18 protein-coding genes are annotated in these 16,480 nt (G+C 41.0%); 8 read left to right on the forward strand and 10 right to left on the reverse strand.

Going from position 1 to position 16,480, the window contains the following annotated elements; genetic code table 11:
* Positions 1-9 precede the first annotated feature (9 nt).
* The gene (locus ABE613_RS09570; RefSeq protein WP_347376245.1) at positions 10-972 is read right to left on the reverse strand and encodes a dipeptidase; all 963 of its coding nucleotides are present in this window, start codon (positions 970-972) and stop codon (positions 10-12) included.
* 87 nt (positions 973-1,059) lie between these two features.
* Here ABE613_RS09570 and ABE613_RS09575 point away from each other — a divergent pair, with 87 nt between their 5' ends.
* Genes ABE613_RS09575 through ABE613_RS09585 form a run of 3 tightly spaced genes read left to right on the forward strand, consistent with a single transcriptional unit; the run spans position 1,060 to position 2,294 of the window.
* Complete coding sequence (locus ABE613_RS09575; protein ID WP_347376246.1) at positions 1,060-1,803, forward strand: gamma-glutamyl-gamma-aminobutyrate hydrolase family protein; 744 nt, start codon at positions 1,060-1,062, stop codon at positions 1,801-1,803.
* A 34-nt stretch (positions 1,804-1,837) separates the two neighbouring features.
* On the forward strand, positions 1,838-2,020 hold the full coding sequence (locus ABE613_RS09580) for a hypothetical protein (protein WP_235233250.1): 183 nt from the start codon (positions 1,838-1,840) through the stop codon (positions 2,018-2,020).
* Between the two features lie 13 nt (positions 2,021-2,033).
* A complete protein-coding gene (locus ABE613_RS09585) occupies positions 2,034-2,294 on the forward strand; it encodes a spore coat protein (RefSeq protein ID WP_347376247.1) in 261 nt (86 codons plus the stop codon).
* A gap of 98 nt (positions 2,295-2,392) precedes the next feature.
* On the opposite strand, the gene ABE613_RS09590 is transcribed toward ABE613_RS09585, so the two are convergent.
* The 6 genes from ABE613_RS09590 to ABE613_RS09615 form a co-directional block, all read right to left on the reverse strand.
* Positions 2,393-3,007 carry an HD domain-containing protein gene (locus ABE613_RS09590; protein WP_347376248.1) on the reverse strand — a complete coding sequence of 205 codons (615 nt, stop codon included), beginning with the start codon at positions 3,005-3,007 and terminating at the stop codon, positions 2,393-2,395.
* A gap of 38 nt (positions 3,008-3,045) precedes the next feature.
* Positions 3,046-4,875 (reverse strand): ABC transporter ATP-binding protein, encoded by a 1,830-nt coding sequence (locus ABE613_RS09595; RefSeq protein ID WP_347376249.1) that lies wholly within the window; start codon positions 4,873-4,875, stop codon positions 3,046-3,048.
* Between the two features lies 1 nt (position 4,876).
* Positions 4,877-7,120: an ABC transporter ATP-binding protein gene (locus tag ABE613_RS09600; protein ID WP_347376250.1), complete on the reverse strand. Its 2,244-nt coding sequence runs from the start codon at positions 7,118-7,120 to the stop codon at positions 4,877-4,879.
* Positions 7,121-7,149: 29 nt separating this feature from the next.
* Complete coding sequence (locus ABE613_RS09605) at positions 7,150-7,659, reverse strand: MarR family winged helix-turn-helix transcriptional regulator (protein ID WP_235233753.1); 510 nt, start codon at positions 7,657-7,659, stop codon at positions 7,150-7,152.
* Positions 7,660-7,855: 196 nt separating this feature from the next.
* Positions 7,856-8,302: a D-aminoacyl-tRNA deacylase gene (gene dtd / locus ABE613_RS09610; RefSeq protein WP_235233755.1), complete on the reverse strand. Its 447-nt coding sequence runs from the start codon at positions 8,300-8,302 to the stop codon at positions 7,856-7,858.
* A gap of 160 nt (positions 8,303-8,462) precedes the next feature.
* Positions 8,463-9,365, reverse strand: coding sequence for a DMT family transporter (locus ABE613_RS09615; RefSeq protein WP_347376251.1), 903 nt, complete (start codon positions 9,363-9,365; stop codon positions 8,463-8,465).
* A 144-nt stretch (positions 9,366-9,509) separates the two neighbouring features.
* Here ABE613_RS09615 and ABE613_RS09620 point away from each other — a divergent pair, with 144 nt between their 5' ends.
* The 4 genes from ABE613_RS09620 to ABE613_RS09635 are packed head-to-tail and all read left to right on the forward strand — an operon-like array spanning position 9,510 to position 12,515.
* Positions 9,510-10,160: a TMEM164 family acyltransferase gene (locus tag ABE613_RS09620; RefSeq protein ID WP_347376252.1), complete on the forward strand. Its 651-nt coding sequence runs from the start codon at positions 9,510-9,512 to the stop codon at positions 10,158-10,160.
* Between the two features lie 54 nt (positions 10,161-10,214).
* Positions 10,215-10,835: a TetR/AcrR family transcriptional regulator gene (locus tag ABE613_RS09625; protein WP_235233760.1), complete on the forward strand. Its 621-nt coding sequence runs from the start codon at positions 10,215-10,217 to the stop codon at positions 10,833-10,835.
* Entirely contained in the window at positions 10,832-11,725 is an 894-nt protein-coding gene (locus ABE613_RS09630) for an ABC transporter ATP-binding protein (RefSeq protein WP_347376253.1), read from the forward strand. The genes ABE613_RS09625 and ABE613_RS09630 overlap by 4 nt, the downstream gene beginning before the upstream one ends.
* Positions 11,715-12,515: an ABC transporter permease subunit gene (locus tag ABE613_RS09635; RefSeq protein WP_347376254.1), complete on the forward strand. Its 801-nt coding sequence runs from the start codon at positions 11,715-11,717 to the stop codon at positions 12,513-12,515. The genes ABE613_RS09630 and ABE613_RS09635 overlap by 11 nt, the downstream gene beginning before the upstream one ends.
* A gap of 73 nt (positions 12,516-12,588) precedes the next feature.
* On the opposite strand, the gene ABE613_RS09640 is transcribed toward ABE613_RS09635, so the two are convergent.
* From ABE613_RS09640 to ABE613_RS09650, 3 genes are read right to left on the reverse strand one after another with little or no spacing between them, the layout of a single operon-like run.
* Complete coding sequence (locus ABE613_RS09640) at positions 12,589-13,755, reverse strand: M20 family metallopeptidase (RefSeq protein WP_347376255.1); 1,167 nt, start codon at positions 13,753-13,755, stop codon at positions 12,589-12,591.
* A 48-nt stretch (positions 13,756-13,803) separates the two neighbouring features.
* Positions 13,804-14,070, reverse strand: coding sequence for a TIGR04076 family protein (locus ABE613_RS09645; protein WP_235233765.1), 267 nt, complete (start codon positions 14,068-14,070; stop codon positions 13,804-13,806).
* On the reverse strand, positions 14,070-14,888 hold the full coding sequence (locus tag ABE613_RS09650) for a pyridoxamine kinase (RefSeq protein ID WP_235233766.1): 819 nt from the start codon (positions 14,886-14,888) through the stop codon (positions 14,070-14,072). Before ABE613_RS09650 ends, ABE613_RS09645 begins: the two co-directional genes overlap by 1 nt.
* 203 nt (positions 14,889-15,091) lie before the next feature.
* On the opposite strand from ABE613_RS09650, the gene ABE613_RS09655 reads away from it, so the two are divergent.
* The gene (locus ABE613_RS09655) at positions 15,092-16,396 is read left to right on the forward strand and encodes a glycosyltransferase (protein WP_347376256.1); all 1,305 of its coding nucleotides are present in this window, start codon (positions 15,092-15,094) and stop codon (positions 16,394-16,396) included.
* The last annotated feature ends 84 nt before the right edge of the window (positions 16,397-16,480 follow it).

Below are 16,480 nucleotides of genomic sequence, written 5' to 3' on the forward strand. Positions count from 1 at the left end.
TGTCCCTAATTATATTCTTCGAAGTACTCTTTCGACATTTTCTCCCCAGATCTTATCTAACTGTCGTTCTGTTAATCCGGCTTTTTTTAACGCATCCCACAATCGTTCCATTTGAGAAGCATCTGCAATCTCCTGGACTTCCATACCGTCGAATCCGTCAAAATCCGTACCTATTGCTGGAAATGAGCCTCCTCCTACTCGAATCATATGTAAGATATGTGCGGTCATTTCATTAATTCTGGACTCTTTGGGATTGCCCAGAAATGGTCCGTAAAAATTCAATCCGGCTACGCCACCGCAATTAGCCAGTTCCCGAATCATTTCATCCGTCAGATTTCTTGGATGATTACAGAGTTCTCGACAATTGGAATGGGAAGCCACGACCGGTCCTTTTGCATGCTCCATAACATCCCGAAATGTTCCGTCTGATGCATGGGATACATCTATAATCATTCCCAGTTCTCCCATTCGTTCTACAACTTCTCTTCCAAAATACGTCAGCCCCTGCCACATGCAAGTTACGTCCTTACTATTGGGATGTCCAATACAATTATTATAATTCCATAAAATCGTTATCAGGCGGATCCCTTCCTTGTAAAGTTTTTCCAGACGTTCCATCTTCCCTTCTAGAATTCCTCCTTCTTCCACAGTAAGGACAGCGGATATTTTATTTTTTTCCACATTCTGTCTAAGTTCCGCATAAGATCTGGCAAATGCGATCTCATCCGAATACTCCTCCAACTGCCTCTTCAGATAAGAGATCATTTCCAGTACATGTTCATACGCTTTTTCATAGCCTCCTATATTTTTATAGTCATCAAAATGTGTAAAGCAGGCAAAAAATTGTGCTTTTGTTCCGGCCTGTTTCATAAAAGGAATGTTAACACTGCAATGATTATCCATCAAATCACCGGTCTGATCGAGATCTATGAGTTTCCATAAAGTATCACAATGCATATCAATAAGTTTCATATCTACTGTCTCCTTCTCATACCTTCATATTACAAGTATACTCTTATTTGCCCCAAAATGAATCCCATTCTGAAAGGAAATTATCTTATGAAACCAATTATTGGAGTCGTTTCTTGTGGATACACGAATAACCGCCAGTTTGTCACCCAGACCTATCTTCAAGCCATCCAGGATGCAGGCGGTATTCCTGTCATCCTCCCTTGCACACAGGCAGAAGAATCTTATTCTTATTACGTGAGAATGTGTGATGGTTTCTTATTCTGCGGAGGTGACGATGTCACGCCCCTTCTTTTTGGAGAGGAATTATTGACAACGCAAGGCAGAACAGACACACAGACAGATCTTTTCCATCTGTCTTTGATGAAATATGTATTATCGTCCCACCTTCCCATCCTTGCTATCTGTCGTGGAATGCAGATTCTGAATATTGCACTTGGCGGAACCATTTTTCAGGATCTGTCTCTGCGCCCGATTTCTTCTCTGAATCACATGCAGCTATCGGAGAACCGAGAAGATACCAGCCATAAGATTACCATTTCATCAAATAGCATACTATATAATATTCTTGGTACTTCTGCTTCTGTTAATAGTTTTCATCATCAGAGCATCCATGTTCTTGGCACAAATCTTAAAATTACAGCCATCGCTTCCGATGGTGTTATAGAAGCTATTGAATCTGTTACTTCTTCTTTCATTATTGGTGTTCAATGGCATCCAGAATGTATGTATCATTCTTTCCAGCCCATGCAGAAATTATTTCTTACATTTGTGGGAAAAGCAAAAAATGCAAAAGATATTCCGTATATTTCCGCTCATCACAGGACACAATAATCAGGAAACCATAGGGAAAAAGGAGGAAACAGATATGGCTGAAATATCAGTACTCGATTTACAGAACCTGCGCCACCTGATCGGCGGATACGACACAAGTCACTGCAAAATGCAGGATTATGCTTCTCAGGCAAAAGACCCTGAAGTAAAAAAACTTTTTCAGGATGCTGCCGATTCTGCCATGAAAAATAAGCAGGACTTGATGAAATTCTTATAGGAGGTAATAAGAGATGTTAGATGAAAAGACAATGGTGAGTGACACTTTGGCTGGCGTCAACGGCGAGCTTGTCCGCTATGGAGAAATGATTTCCCAGACAGAAAACCAAGAATTAAAGCAATGCCTGAAACAGATCCGCAATCAGTGTGAAATGTCACAGGAAAAGCTCTATCAGGTAGCAAGAGAAAAAAGTTATTATGTCCCTGCTCAAAAAGCTTCACAGCAGGAAATCAATCATGTCAAATCAGTATTGACCGGACTTTCCATGAAATAGCAAAAATAAAAAGTCTTACCCTAAACAAGGCGATGTCAGAAAACAGAGAGGATATCCCTGACTGACAGCGCCTTGTTTATGAAATAATCCCAGGATGTTTATACTTCCTGTTCTTCCTGGATATTCTCGCTCTTAATACGTCCCTTCTCTACATTTGGAAGAATGAAATTCTGATAAGCATATTCCCAGAGAGTCTCTGACCCCTCGGCAGTATTCTGGTTTCTTTTCATAATCTGTTCCAGATGCACTCCATGCTCTACCCAGGCTTTTCCATCGGTTGCATCGTTGAGCATCACCGGCTGCAGATTATCCATCGTTCGTGCAAAACGGGCTTCCTTCGTCTCTCTTGCTTCAAATTCTTCCCATATCTTTTTGAATTTTTCACCCTGATCAGGCGGCAGCAACCCAAAGATTCGTTCTGCCGCTTTCTGTTCACGTTCCTTCTGTGTCTTCTTCGCCTCTTCATCGTAAGCATACGTATCGCCGGCATCAATCTCGACAATATCATGGATCAAAAGCATGGTGACCGTCTTAAGCACATCAATCTCTTCATTGGCATATTCGCTGAGCAGAATCGTCATGATTGCCATATGCCATGCATGTTCCGCATCATTTTCCTTACGCCTGCCATCCGACAGATAGGTCTGACGGCCGATAAATTTCTCTTTGTCAATCTCACGTATAAATTCAAATTGTTGTTCCAGACGATCCATCTCTCATTCCTCCATTATCCTGACCAAACACTTCTATCTTAGGCACTTCTCTCAAACTGCGAATTGTAAAGCTCTGCATAGAAACCATTTTGAGCCAGCAGTTCTTCATGATTGCCCTGTTCTATGATATCTCCATCCTTCATGACCAGTATCAGATCCGCATCCCGAATCGTAGACAAACGGTGTGCAATAATAAAACTTGTTCTTCCACGCATCAGGTTATCCATCGCTTTCTGGATTCTTACTTCTGTACGTGTATCTACAGAACTGGTCGCTTCATCCAGAATCAGGATCTTTGGATCTGCCAGAATTGCCCTCGCAATGGTCAAAAGCTGCTTCTGTCCCTGAGACACATTACTTGCTTCTTCATTCAATTCCATATTGTAGCCACCCGGCAGCGTCTGAACGAACCGATGTACATATGCCGCATTGGCTGCTTCTACCACTTCTTCATGAGTTGCATCCAGCTTCCCATAACGGATATTCTCTTCAATACTACCCTTAAACAGCCAAGTATCCTGCAATACCATTCCGAACATCTGTCGCAATTCACTTCTGTTAAAATCACGGATATCGTGCCCGTCAACTTTGATAGAGCCACTGTTCACATCATAGAATCTCATCAATAATTTTACCATAGTTGTCTTTCCGGCGCCAGTCGGTCCCACAATTGCAATCTTCTGTCCCGGTTCGACTTTTGCGCTGAAATCCTTAATGATCGTATGATCCGGATTGTATCCGAATTTTACATGGTCAAATTCCACCCGGCCTTCCAGACCTTCTACAGATACAGCATTTGGAACTGTCTGATCTTCTTCTGGTTCCTCCAAAAATTCAAACACACGCTCAGAAGCTGCTGCCGTTGACTGTAGCATATTTGCTACCTGTGCCACCTGTTGAATTGGTTGTGTGAAGTTACGTACATATTGGATAAATGACTGAATATCACCAACCTCAATGGCATTTTTCATTGCCAGATATCCGCCCAGAATAACGACTGCTACATATCCAAGATTACCGACAAACTGCATGATCGGCATCATCATTCCTGACAAGAACTGTGACTTCCAGGCTGACTGGCACAGGATATCATTATCCTTATCAAAAGCAGCGATTACGTCATCCTCTTTATTGAATGCCTTCACAATATTGTGTCCACCATAGACCTCTTCCACCTGTCCATTGACATGTCCCAGATACTCCTGCTGCCTCATGAAATATTTCTGAGAATGCTTAACGATTACAGAAATCAATCCCATGGAAAGCGGCAGGATTAAAATAGCAATCACAGTCATCAGAGGGCTGATGCTAAGCATCATGACCAGTACACCTATAATTGTCGTTACCGATGTAATGACCTGTGTTGCACTTTGGTTAAGGCTCTGACTTAACGTATCTACATCATTGGTAATACGAGATAATATCTCTCCATGAGTCATCTTATCAAAATAATTCATCGGGAGCCGATTGATTTTCTCAGAGATTTCTTTTCTTAAACGATAAGTTAACTTCTGTGACACTCCCGTCATAATGTATCCCTGGATAAAGGAAAATAATGCACTACAGATATACAGACATAATAACGTCAGCAATATTCTGGCAATCTTGTCAAAATCAATTCCACTTCCGCCGGATATCTTTCCAACCAGACCATTAAAAATCTCTGTGGTCGCTTTTCCAAGAACCTTTGGACCTACAATATTAAATATCGTACTTCCAATGGCAAATAAAATCACAAAAAGCAATGCAATCTTATACCGCCCGAGGTAGGTCATCAATTTTCCCATTGTTCCTTTAAAATCCTTGGCCTTTTCACCCGGCATATTGCCGTGGCCAGGTCCATGTCCATGTCCCATGCCTTTTGCCATATTAACCTACCTCCTTCATATCTTCTTCCAGTTCTTTTTCTGACAACTGGGAAGATGCAATCTGATAATAAGTGTCACAGTTTCTCAATAACTCTTTATGCGTTCCTTTGCCCACAATCTTTCCATCATCCAATACAATAATCTGTTCCGCATGCAAAATAGTACTGATTCTCTGTGCAACGATCATTACTGTACTGTCTTCCGTCTTTTCTTTTAATGCAGCACGTAAGGTTACGTCCGTTTTATAATCTAACGCAGAAAAACTATCATCAAAGATATAGACATCCGGATGTTTCGCAATTGCTCTGGCAATGGATAGTCTCTGCTTCTGTCCACCGGATACATTGGAGCCTCCCTGTGAGATCGTACTATGATACTTCTTTTTCTTCGTATCGATAAACTCGGTTGCCTGTGCAATCTCTGCCGCTTCTTTCATCTCATCCTCTGTTCCTTCGGAGTTTCCATACAGAATATTGGAAGCAATATCACCAGAGAAAAGGATTCCTTTCTGTGGAACATATCCCAACTTCGCACGTAAGTCATGCTGTGTGATATCACGAATGTCTTCCCCGTCAATTGTAATCTTTCCTTCTGTCACATCATAGAACCTTGGAATCAGATTTACCAATGTTGATTTCCCACATCCGGTACTTCCGATAAACGCAGTTGTCTGTCCTGGCTTCGCGGTAAATGAAATATCATGCAGAACATCTTCTTCCGCTCCAGGATATCGGAATGACACATGATCGAAAGTAACCTCTCCCTTTCCATCTTCTGGAAGACTCTGAGGCTGGTCAGGATCCAGAATTGATGCATCACTGGTCAAGACTTCATCCACACGATCTGCAGAGACAGCCGCTCTCGGCAGCATAACAGATATCATACATATCATCAGGAAAGACATGATAATCTGCATCGTGTACTGAATAAACGCCATCATATCTCCCACCTGCATGTTCCCGTCATTGATACTGTGACCGCCAGTCCATACGATCAAGATAGAAATACAGTTCATGATCAGCATCATCAATGGCATCATAAAGGTCATGGCTCTATTTACAAACAGGTTAATTCTGGTCAGATCTTTATTCGCTTTATCAAATCGCTGCTCTTCATATTTTTCTGTACTGAAAGCACGAATGACTGAAAGGCCTGTTAAAATCTCACGACTGACCAGATTCAACCGGTCTACCATATTCTGTACAATTCTGAACTTTGGCATTACAACGATGAACAATACGCTGACGACCATTAAGATCAAGATAACTGCAAGTGCTATAATCCAGGACATATCAACGTTGGTATTAAACACTTTCCAGACGCCTCCAAACGCCATGATTGGAGCATACAGGACCATCCTGAGAATCATAACTGTCAGCATCTGAATCTGCTGAATATCATTCGTACTTCTCGTAATCAGAGATGCTGTTGAAAACTTGTCAAACTCACTGTTGGAGAATCCGACTACTTTACGGAAGACGTCTCTTCGAAGTCCGCGGCCGACCTTTGCACCTACAAGCGAAGCCAACAGACCAACAATAATACTTGCTGCCATTCCCAACGCTGCCAGCGCAAGCATTTTTCCTCCTGTAATCAAAATATACTTCTTCTCTAAAGCATCTGTATCAATTCCTACATTTTCATAAGCATGCTTAATATACACTGCTGCCGTCTGTTCAACCATAGAGTCCGGCATGGAATCCAACTGACTCTCTATCTCATCTATGACCGAATCTCTCTGTTCCTCTTCCATCATACCGAAGAGATCATAGATGGACATCTGACTTATATCAGGTACCTGCTGCATCTGCTCTTCCATCTGACTCTTCATCTGCTCTTCCATCTGTTTTGTGGTGTCACTTCCCGAGTCAAAGCCTTCGGTCAAAAGCATCGGTTTCCCAAGAATTGCTGCCAGATCATCCATTTTCCTATTATTATCTTCTACCGATTCTTTCAATTCCAGTACAGTTCCGTCATAATCATAATCCTGCTCACTCTTTTCATAAGAATTTTTCACTGTCTCCTGATCATAAGAATGCACGAACAGAAGCAAATGATTCAAGTCCTCTTCTGCAATCGTCAAAGGAACTTTCTCATCAACACCACTTTGTTGAATTCCTATATTGACAATATCAGATGTGTATGTCGGCAAAGACAGATCACAGTACGCCTGTACAACTAATACACACAACACAGCGAAAACAACACCTGCATATGGTTTTAAGAATTTTATTAATTTGCGCATATCTTACCTTTCCTTTCAACTAGTATTTTCTATTCAAGTCTGCAATCATGCGGCATCGGGGGACGCGTCTTTTCCATGACCGTTTTGATGTCCATACCCTTAAACTCTCTGGAATCGAGAAGATTCTGCCTCATTTCCATAAGAAGCCGACGGAGGAGCATCCTCTCTTCCGGAGAAATTCCATGATATACAATGTCTTCCATGCCAGTCAGTACATGCTTTAATTCCTCTATACATTCTCTTCCCCGATCAGATAACTGAATCTGAATAACCCTTTGGTCTTTTGCGTCCGGTTTCTTCAAAATCAGCCCCTGGTCCTCTAACTTTCTCAACGCAACCGTCATAGAAGGCGGTGTAATTCCAATCTTCTCTGCCAATTGCCGTTGAGACATCTTCCCCTCACAATACAGAACAAACAAGATTCCAGCCTGATTTGGCTTGACACCCAGCGCTTCCATACCTTTCATCGCCCGATATCGACTGATATGTGCTACCTGATGCAATAATATAAAAATAGAAGCATCCTCAAATTTTTCCATACTGCACCTCCTTATATATTCATAAAACAAATCTAAAATTAATTAGATATCTAACGGTTATATTAGGCATTATAGATATATATGTCAATACTTTTATATTTATTTAAGAATTATTATGGGAAATTTAACAAAAGAATAATTAGATAAATTAAGAATAGGGGACGGGGGAAAATGAAAAATCCCCCGTCCCCAACTATTACAGTGTGTCGGAATCAAGAACGATTGTGAATGGACCGTCGTTTACGAGGCTGACTTTCATATCTGCTCCGAACTGACCTCTTTCTACCACGTTTACCTGCTCTTTGCATTTTGCGATGATGTATTCATACATATCGGATGCCATGTCAGGTGCGCCTGCTTCGATGAAGCTTGGGCGATTGCCTTTTTTACAATTAGCGTATAATGTGAACTGAGAGATCAGCAGTAACTCTCCACCTACCGCCTCTAAAGACAGATTGGTCTTTCCCTGTTCGTCTTCGAAGATTCGAAGTCCTAGCATCTTTTTTACCATCTTATCGGCGATTTCTTTTGTATCTGAATCACTTACGCCGATCAATACCATAAAGCCTTTCCCTATCTTGCCAAGTACTTTTCCATCCACCTTGACTTCACTTTCACTCACCCTTTGTATTACAAATCTCATATTCTAAAACCTCCTGTCATAATGCAAACATTGTTTTGCAGATGTTTTTTGCTGTTTTGGTCACAAATAATCGTTCCATAACGGTTCGTGCAGATTCTTTACTTTCCTGAATTTTGGACAATCTGTCTCATATTCTATCATCCGCATGATCAATTCATGGTTATTCATTTTTCGCCATCTCCTTATCTTTTTTGTCCGGCAGCTGTGCAAGAATAATTGCAGCAAACATCAGAATACATCCGATGGACTCACGGACAGACAGCTTCTCTCCAAGTATCACCCACCCGGCCAATACTGAAAAACAGGACTCCAAACTCAGAATCAGAGATGCAATTGCGGGGTTTACATTCTTTTGTCCGATGATCTGCAGCGTATATGCCACACCACAAGACAAGACTCCAGCATAAAGCAATGGCCATGCGGCATCAACAATCGCTCCCATTTTCGGTATCTCCAGCAAAAACATAAAAGGCAATGATATGATTCCACAGACCAGGAATTGAATGCAAGACATCTTCACACCTTCCACTTTAGGAGAGAAATAATCAATGACAAGAATATGAAGTGAAAATACCAGCGCGCATGCAAAGAGGAAAATATCTCCTTTTCCAATTGTAAATTTCTCTGTAATACACAGAAAATACAATCCAGCCAACGCAAGTATAACTGCCGTCCATACTTTCCATCCTGTCTTTTTTCCAAGAAAGATTCCTAACACCGGAACAAATACAATATAAAATGCTGTGATAAATCCGGCTTTTCCTGCTGTTGTATACTGGATACCCACCTGTTGCAGACTGCTGGCGGCAAATAAAAGTACTCCACAGGAAATACCACCGATCAGCAGATCTTTCCTGTTTCTTTCTTCTGTCACAGGATCTGACTTATCATTTAATTTTTGCAAAATCCAGATACATGGAATCAGCGCTACACCTCCAATCAGGCTGCGGACTCCGTTAAATGTAAATGGTCCCAGATAATCCATTCCTACACTCTGGGCCACAAAAGCGGTTCCCCATATAAATGCCGTTAATATCAGCATAAATGCATTTTTTGGTCTCATACGTGCACCTCATCTTATGTCATTCTTTTCTTGTAGATTGTCTCTGTCCGAAGTTTCAGGACAGACAACATTCGTATTATAGCATATTTATCCAATTCCGTGTATAATAAATAATAATCCGATAATCTTCTCTGGGAGAAACATATGCAGAAACACAAAAACATCTTTTTTTATTGCGGCCTTCTTATGCTTTTCAGTGAGGTCTGGAAACAATGGTGCCTCACTTACATATTAAATAACGGACATTATAACTGGTGGTATTTTCCATTTCAATTATGCAGCATTCCTATGTACATCTGCCTGATACTGCCCTGGATCAGATCACCTCAGATATATGATGCTTTTCTTACTTTCTTAATGGACTTTGGGATGTTGGGAGGCATCTTTGCTTTTTGTGATACAAGCGGAATGTATTATCACTATCCTCCATTGACCATTCATTCTTTTGCATGGCATATCCTTCTGATTATTCTTGGCCTTTATGCAGGATTCACAATAGGCAAGAACATTTCCATACGAAATTATCTGAAAAGCGCAGGTATCTATCTGATCTGCTGCGTAATCGCAACAATATGGAACCTTCTTTTTCATCCATACGGCAATATCAATATGTTCTATATCAGCCCGTATTACGTAATGGCGCAAAAGGTGTTCTGCAAGTTGGCATTGATTCTTGGAAATAACGCTGGAATCGCAATCTACATTGCCTCTACACTTTTTGGTGCATGGATTTTTCATTGTATATGGATGTTTCTAAAAAGGGGGTTGAAAATTTCAGTCAATTCATTATTCTGATAGTAAGGAATGACTCATCTGGTCAATCAAATCTAACAATAAGGAAAACATATTATGAACGAAAAATTCTTTTCTCTGCCGGAAGAAAAACAATTGCAGATTATTAACGCTGCTACGGAAGTATTTGCAAAATATGATTATAAACATGCTTCCACGGATTTAATTGCTTCCAAAGCAGGAATCTCCAAAGGTTTATTATTTTACTATTTTCATAACAAAAAAGAACTCTATCTTTATCTATTCACTTACCTGACTCAGATAATCACGCAACAGGTCGTTGATAATGATTTTACAAAAATTACCGACTTTTTTGAACTTCTGGAATATTCCGCCAATAAAAAGGCAGAAATCCTGCAAAAGAATCCTTATGTTCTTGATTTTGCAGTAAAATCTTTCTACTCCGAGAAAGAAGAAGTCTCAGATAAGCTTCAGGATCTCAATTATGGACAGCAGGCTGCTATTTTCCAGCAATATCTTGGACATGTAGATACTTTCAAGTTCAAGGATAATTGTAATTTTTACGACATCTTCAAGATGCTGGTCTGGATGACCGATGGTTATCTTCACGAGCTTCGCGTTATGAAAAAAACACTGGATGTTGCAGAGCTGAAAGCTGAATTCCACAAATGGGTCACCATGTTCCGAAAATTATTTTACAAGGAGGAATACCTATGAAAAATATAATCGAAATAGATCACATCACGAAAGATTACGGCAATGGACGTGGTGTGTTCGATATCAGTTTCCAAGTAAAAAAAGGAGAAGTTCTCGGATTCCTGGGGCCTAACGGTGCCGGCAAGACCACCACAATCCGCCAGCTGATGGGATTCCTCAGACCAGACAGCGGAAGTGTACAGATTCTTGGCATGGATTGTTTCCATGATGCACATAAAATCGCCGATTCACTCGGCTATCTTCCCGGTGAGATCGCATTCATTGACGCTATGACCGGTATAAAGTTCATCCGATTTATCGCAAATATGAAAGGGATGAAAGATCTGGGACGTGCGCCAGAATTAATGGAACGATTTGAGTTGAATCCTTCTGCCAAAATTAAAAAGATGTCCAAGGGAACCAAACAAAAGATCGGCATCATATGTGCATTTATGCAAGACCCTGATATTCTACTTCTTGACGAACCAACCAGCGGTCTAGACCCTTTAATGCAAAATGAATTCATAGACTTGATACTAGAAGAGAAAGAAAGAGGAAAAACCATCCTCCTGTCTTCCCACATTTTCGAAGAAGTCGAACGAACCTGTGATCGCGCTGCTATCATCCGTGAAGGAAAGCTGGCTGCTGTGGAAAATATAGACGCCTTGCGCCAGAACAAGCAAAAAATCGTGGAAGTGCATTTCCCGACTGTTGAGATTGCCAAAGCATTTGCTGCATCCATGCCTTCTTCTACGCAAAAAGGCAATATTGTTTCCGTAAAGATAAAAGGGAACATGGATGACTTTATTAAGCAGGCTGCCAATTATCCTGTCACCGACCTGGACATCAAGGCTCAGACCCTGGAAGAAATATTCATGCATTTTTATGGAGGAACTACAGATGATCAATAAAACATTATTTCGAAAAGAATTCAAGGCCAATTACATATTGCTTCTTATCTTTCTTGGCATCCTCACCATGTATTCTTGCATGATCGTCTCCATGTTCGATCCGAAACTTGGTGACAGTCTTCAGGTCATGGCAGACAGCATGCCAGAACTCTTTGCTGCTTTTGGAATGGCAGATGCCGGAACGACACTATTAGAATTTGTCACCAATTACCTATACGGAATGCTGTTCATTGCATTTCCGGGTGTCTTCATCATACTCTTGTCTAACCGGCTGATTGCCCGTTATGTAGACAACGGCTCTATGGCATATCTGCTTGCCATACCACGTAAACGCAGCCAGCTCGCAATTACGCAGGCAATCTTCATGGGATTCTGCCTGTTGATCATGGCAGTATACGTAACCAGCCTGATTATCACCGAAAGCGAATTATTATTCCCAAAAGAACTGGAAATTCATGCATTTCTACGCATAAACATCGGACTATTCGGGCTGTTCCTGTTCCTCGGAGGCATCTGCTTTTTCTTCTCCTGCTTCTTCAACGAAAGCAAATACTGTACCGGAGCCAGCGCAGGAATCGTTATCTACTCCATCCTGATCCAGATGATCTCTCAGGTAGGAGACAAATTCGAAAATCTAAAATATGTCACACCACTGACCTTATTCGACACCGACGGACTGGCACAATCCGCCTCAAAGGCCTGGGTAGGATGCGGAATATTATATATAATCGGAATCCTGGCATTTTTGATGGGAATACGTGTCTTTAGCCATAAAAATCTTTCTATTTGACAAAAAGGTACAGGGCAAAAGTAAAAAGGGGACGTAGTATTTTGCAAAAATACTACGTCCCCTTTTTACCATTTTACTTCCCTAACCATCTGGTTGCACAATGTGCCATACAGGCGGCGCCGATTGGGCACACGTCTTCATTGAACTGTACCTTTGGATTATGTGCAGGGCTTTCTCCTCTTTCATCCAGATATCCTGCAGAAAGATACATGAATGCGCTTGGCACTTTTTCTGCAATGGATGCGAAATCTTCGGACGCACTTGCGGATATATTCGGATATGGCGTCAAGCCTGGAATATCTAATTCTTTCATATATCCAACAATTTCTTCTGTAAATTGTGGATCACAGATCAGTGGTGCAACTTCGGAGATCATTTCAATCTCGGCGGTTCCACTGTATACTTCTGCCGTTTTTACCGTGACTTCTTTCATTCTTCGTACCAGCAATTCTCTGGCATCCGGATCATTTGTACGGATAGTTCCCTGAAGGATTGCTGTATCTGGAATGATATTAGCAGCTGTTCCTGCCTCAAAATTTCCAATCGTCATGACACAGGATTTGGACGGATCCGCCTCTCTTGCCATCAGAGCTTCCAAAGCAAGATAGACATGCACACCGATATTAATCGGGTCAATTGAATTCTGTGGATATGCACCGTGTGCACCTTTTCCATGGATCGTTATCTTAAATCCATCTACAGAATACATCATGGTTCCTGTGCTGTTATACATGAATATCCCAACCGGCATCTTTCCTGGTGATACGTGATAGGCAAGAGCCGCATCCACCGAAGGGTTGTCTAAGATTCCATGTTCAATCATGTCTTTACTTCCTTCAAATGTCTCCTCAGCCGGCTGGAACATGAACTTAACCGTACCTTTTAGTTCAGATTCATTTTCCTTCAGCATTTTTGCCGCTGTAAGAAGCATTGCTGCATGAAAATCATGCCCACATGCATGTACTTTCCCTGTGTTACATGCAAATGAAAGGCCGCTTTCCTCCGGCATCGGCAATGCATCCATGTCTGCACGGAGCAGAAGAACTTTCCCACCTTTTCCCAATGTGGCCGTCACCCCATGACCACATTCCTTCGGCTCCAAGCCATATTCTCTAAGTTTTTCCATGACATATGCCTTTGCTTTTGGCATATCCAGTCCTACTTCCGCATTTTCATGAAAGTAACGCCGATTCTCAATCGTTTCTTCTTTTAATTCCTTTGCTCTTTCATAATAATTCATAATTCTGCATCTCCTTTTATTTATTTGTTATTCCACAAAAATAATTTTTTAATCTTCCTCTATTCTTTCTATTTTAAATACATTCAGTGTATCCACATCTGGACATGCAAATACTGCAGTTCCTTTTTCCTGCCCCGGGATCTCGCCCCCATATCTGAGAATATCAATATATGGAAACGCCACATGCATAGCCATCGGGCATAAATTGCCCCGTTCCGTATCAAAATCAAAACTTTCCCCAATCTCATGACCTCTGTGGCATCCTTTCGGTCCTTTTCGGTCTATCAATGTGATCTTTATTTTTGGTCGCCTCATCAATCAAGCACCTCCAGATAATTTTCCACAGGGATTCCCTTATATTTATCAGCATTATCCTGATTTCTTTTTATCAATTCCCTTACCGCATCCATGGCATTTCTTGTACTGTCCACAAGCCTATTTCCCGAAAGTACTTTCCCTATCAAAATAGATGAAAATATATCTCCTGTTCCCGGAAATCTTATCGGAATAATGTCAAATGGAAGAACAAATTTTTCATCCAGTTCATGGTCATACCCAATGACCACATCCTTTCCATCCAAACGCGCACTCGTTATAATCACAGATTTTGCACCCATTATCCGCAATCTCTCGACCAATTCATCCGCTTCTTCCTTTGTCAAATCCTGTGAATGATATTGCATTTTGGCCAGATAAACCGCTTCCGTATAATTCGGCACAATATAATCCGCAACCTTTACCAGCTCTCGCATATGCGAAATTGTCTCCTGTGATACACCATTATACAGTTTCCCTTCATCTCCCATAATCGGATCTACAAATATCAACGTCCCATTCTCAGATTTCTTTCGACAATAGTCAGCAATCATCTTCGCCTGAACTTCCGAAACAATAAAGCCCGTCGCAATCGCGTCAAACTGGAACCCCAAATCATCCCACACACTAATCGTATTCTTCATATAATCCGTCGTTTCCAAAATATCAAATTTCCCATAATCCAACGTGTTCGAAACCAACGCTGTAGGAAGATTATAAATCTGATGCCCCATATGCGACAATACCGGTATCATTGCCGATAACGCAACCTTCCCATAACCAGCCAGATCATTAATCAACAATATCTGCTTACTCATCATATATCCTCCACTTCACATATTCAATAAAAATCCCAATTCTAAATACAATAATCATAACACATTCTCTAGATTATGGCTTAAAATATTTCAAAAAGGTACAGGGCATTTTTCAAATGGGGACGTAGTATTTTTTAATTTTACTACGTCCCCATTTTAGTGTAAAATATAGTAAATGATTTTTAAAAGGGGTGTTTTTCACTATGAATCCTACCGTGAGTATTATTGTTCCTGTATATAATGCTGAAAATACGCTTTCGCGCTGTGTCGACAGTATTCTTCATCAGGAGTACACTGATTTTGAGCTTTTGCTTGTGGATGATGGCAGTTTGGATTCTTCTGGTGCCATCTGTGATCGATATGCTTCTTTGGACTCTCGTGTCCATGTTATTCACAAGGAGAACAGCGGGGTCTCTGATTCCAGAAATATGGCTTTGGACCATGCAAGGGGAACTTATCTCCAATTTTTGGACAGTGATGACTGGATTACGCCGAATGCGACGGATCTTTTGGTGCAGACTGCCGAATATTATCATTGTGACATGGTTATCTCTGATTTTTACCGTGTTATTGGGGAGCGTGTCTCTCACAAGGGGGATATTGAGGATGACTGTGTTCTGACTCAGGAGGAATTTGCCACACATATGATGGAAAATCCGGCTGATTTCTATTATGGTGTGCTGTGGAATAAGTTGTTTCGCCGTGATATTGTGGAAAAATATCACCTTCGCATGAACCCTGATATCAGCTGGTGTGAGGACTTTATGTTTAATCTGGAATATATCCGACACGCCGATGTTTTTTATGCACTTCAGGTACCGATCTATTATTATGTAAAGACAAAGGGTTCGCTGGCAAGTCAGGGCATGAATATTACGAAAACGATTAAAATGAAGCTTATGGTATTTGAGTATTATAATAATTTTTATAAGCATGTATTAGATGAGGAAGACTACGAGAAAAACCGCCTGCAGGTCTATCATTTTCTGATTGATGCTGCCAAAGACGGAGCCGTGCCGCCTTCTATTATGCCCAATTCTCAAAAGCTTGGTGAAGAGCGCAGCCGTATCTCTGAAGCTGCTCTTTGCGGAGAGGGATTTCTTATGGATGAATATCGCAACCGCAAGCTTCTGGATTATTATCTGGAACCTGTCGCCCACAAAAATGATCTGACTCTGGATGAAACACGTCTGCTTCTCTTTTTGAATCAGCCACACCAGAGCAGTAACCGCCGGGAACTTGCAGATTTTGTAAATATCACTACAAGGAATCTAAATATGCTGCTTCAAAAACTTACTTCTAAAGGATTCATAAAGATTGAGAATAAACGAAGCCAAAAGCAGTTAAATATCCTGTTTCTTCCTGCTGCCACACCGATTCTAAATGAACTCGCAGCCGTACAGAATAACTATGATCAAGCACGATTTACAGATTTTACCGATGAAGAACTTATCCAATACGCATATTTTACGGAAAAGATCAAACAGAATACACAGAAAATCCTTTAATATCACTGTGGAATTCCGTTTTGCCAGGTGTCTGTCTGACTCTTTTCTCATAATAAGTACTTAATGAGCACAGACAACGTGAAC

Source organism: Dorea chungnamensis (assembly GCF_039832125.1).
GTDB lineage: Bacteria > Bacillota > Clostridia > Lachnospirales > Lachnospiraceae > JAFBIX01.

Coding starts and splice junctions, on each gene's coding strand:
- ABE613_RS09570 (WP_347376245.1), bottom strand. CDS start 972: ATGAAACTTATTGATATGCATTGTGATACTTTATGGAAACTCATAGAT.
- ABE613_RS09575 (WP_347376246.1), top strand. CDS start 1,060: ATGAAACCAATTATTGGAGTCGTTTCTTGTGGATACACGAATAACCGC.
- ABE613_RS09580 (WP_235233250.1), top strand. CDS start 1,838: ATGGCTGAAATATCAGTACTCGATTTACAGAACCTGCGCCACCTGATC.
- ABE613_RS09585 (WP_347376247.1), top strand. CDS start 2,034: ATGTTAGATGAAAAGACAATGGTGAGTGACACTTTGGCTGGCGTCAAC.
- ABE613_RS09590 (WP_347376248.1), bottom strand. CDS start 3,007: ATGGATCGTCTGGAACAACAATTTGAATTTATACGTGAGATTGACAAA.
- ABE613_RS09595 (WP_347376249.1), bottom strand. CDS start 4,875: ATGGCAAAAGGCATGGGACATGGACATGGACCTGGCCACGGCAATATG.
- ABE613_RS09600 (WP_347376250.1), bottom strand. CDS start 7,120: ATGCGCAAATTAATAAAATTCTTAAAACCATATGCAGGTGTTGTTTTC.
- ABE613_RS09605 (WP_235233753.1), bottom strand. CDS start 7,659: ATGGAAAAATTTGAGGATGCTTCTATTTTTATATTATTGCATCAGGTA.
- dtd (WP_235233755.1), bottom strand. CDS start 8,302: ATGAGATTTGTAATACAAAGGGTGAGTGAAAGTGAAGTCAAGGTGGAT.
- ABE613_RS09615 (WP_347376251.1), bottom strand. CDS start 9,365: ATGAGACCAAAAAATGCATTTATGCTGATATTAACGGCATTTATATGG.
- ABE613_RS09620 (WP_347376252.1), top strand. CDS start 9,510: ATGCAGAAACACAAAAACATCTTTTTTTATTGCGGCCTTCTTATGCTT.
- ABE613_RS09625 (WP_235233760.1), top strand. CDS start 10,215: ATGAACGAAAAATTCTTTTCTCTGCCGGAAGAAAAACAATTGCAGATT.
- ABE613_RS09630 (WP_347376253.1), top strand. CDS start 10,832: ATGAAAAATATAATCGAAATAGATCACATCACGAAAGATTACGGCAAT.
- ABE613_RS09635 (WP_347376254.1), top strand. CDS start 11,715: ATGATCAATAAAACATTATTTCGAAAAGAATTCAAGGCCAATTACATA.
- ABE613_RS09640 (WP_347376255.1), bottom strand. CDS start 13,755: ATGAATTATTATGAAAGAGCAAAGGAATTAAAAGAAGAAACGATTGAG.
- ABE613_RS09645 (WP_235233765.1), bottom strand. CDS start 14,070: ATGAGGCGACCAAAAATAAAGATCACATTGATAGACCGAAAAGGACCG.
- ABE613_RS09650 (WP_235233766.1), bottom strand. CDS start 14,888: ATGAGTAAGCAGATATTGTTGATTAATGATCTGGCTGGTTATGGGAAG.
- ABE613_RS09655 (WP_347376256.1), top strand. CDS start 15,092: ATGAATCCTACCGTGAGTATTATTGTTCCTGTATATAATGCTGAAAAT.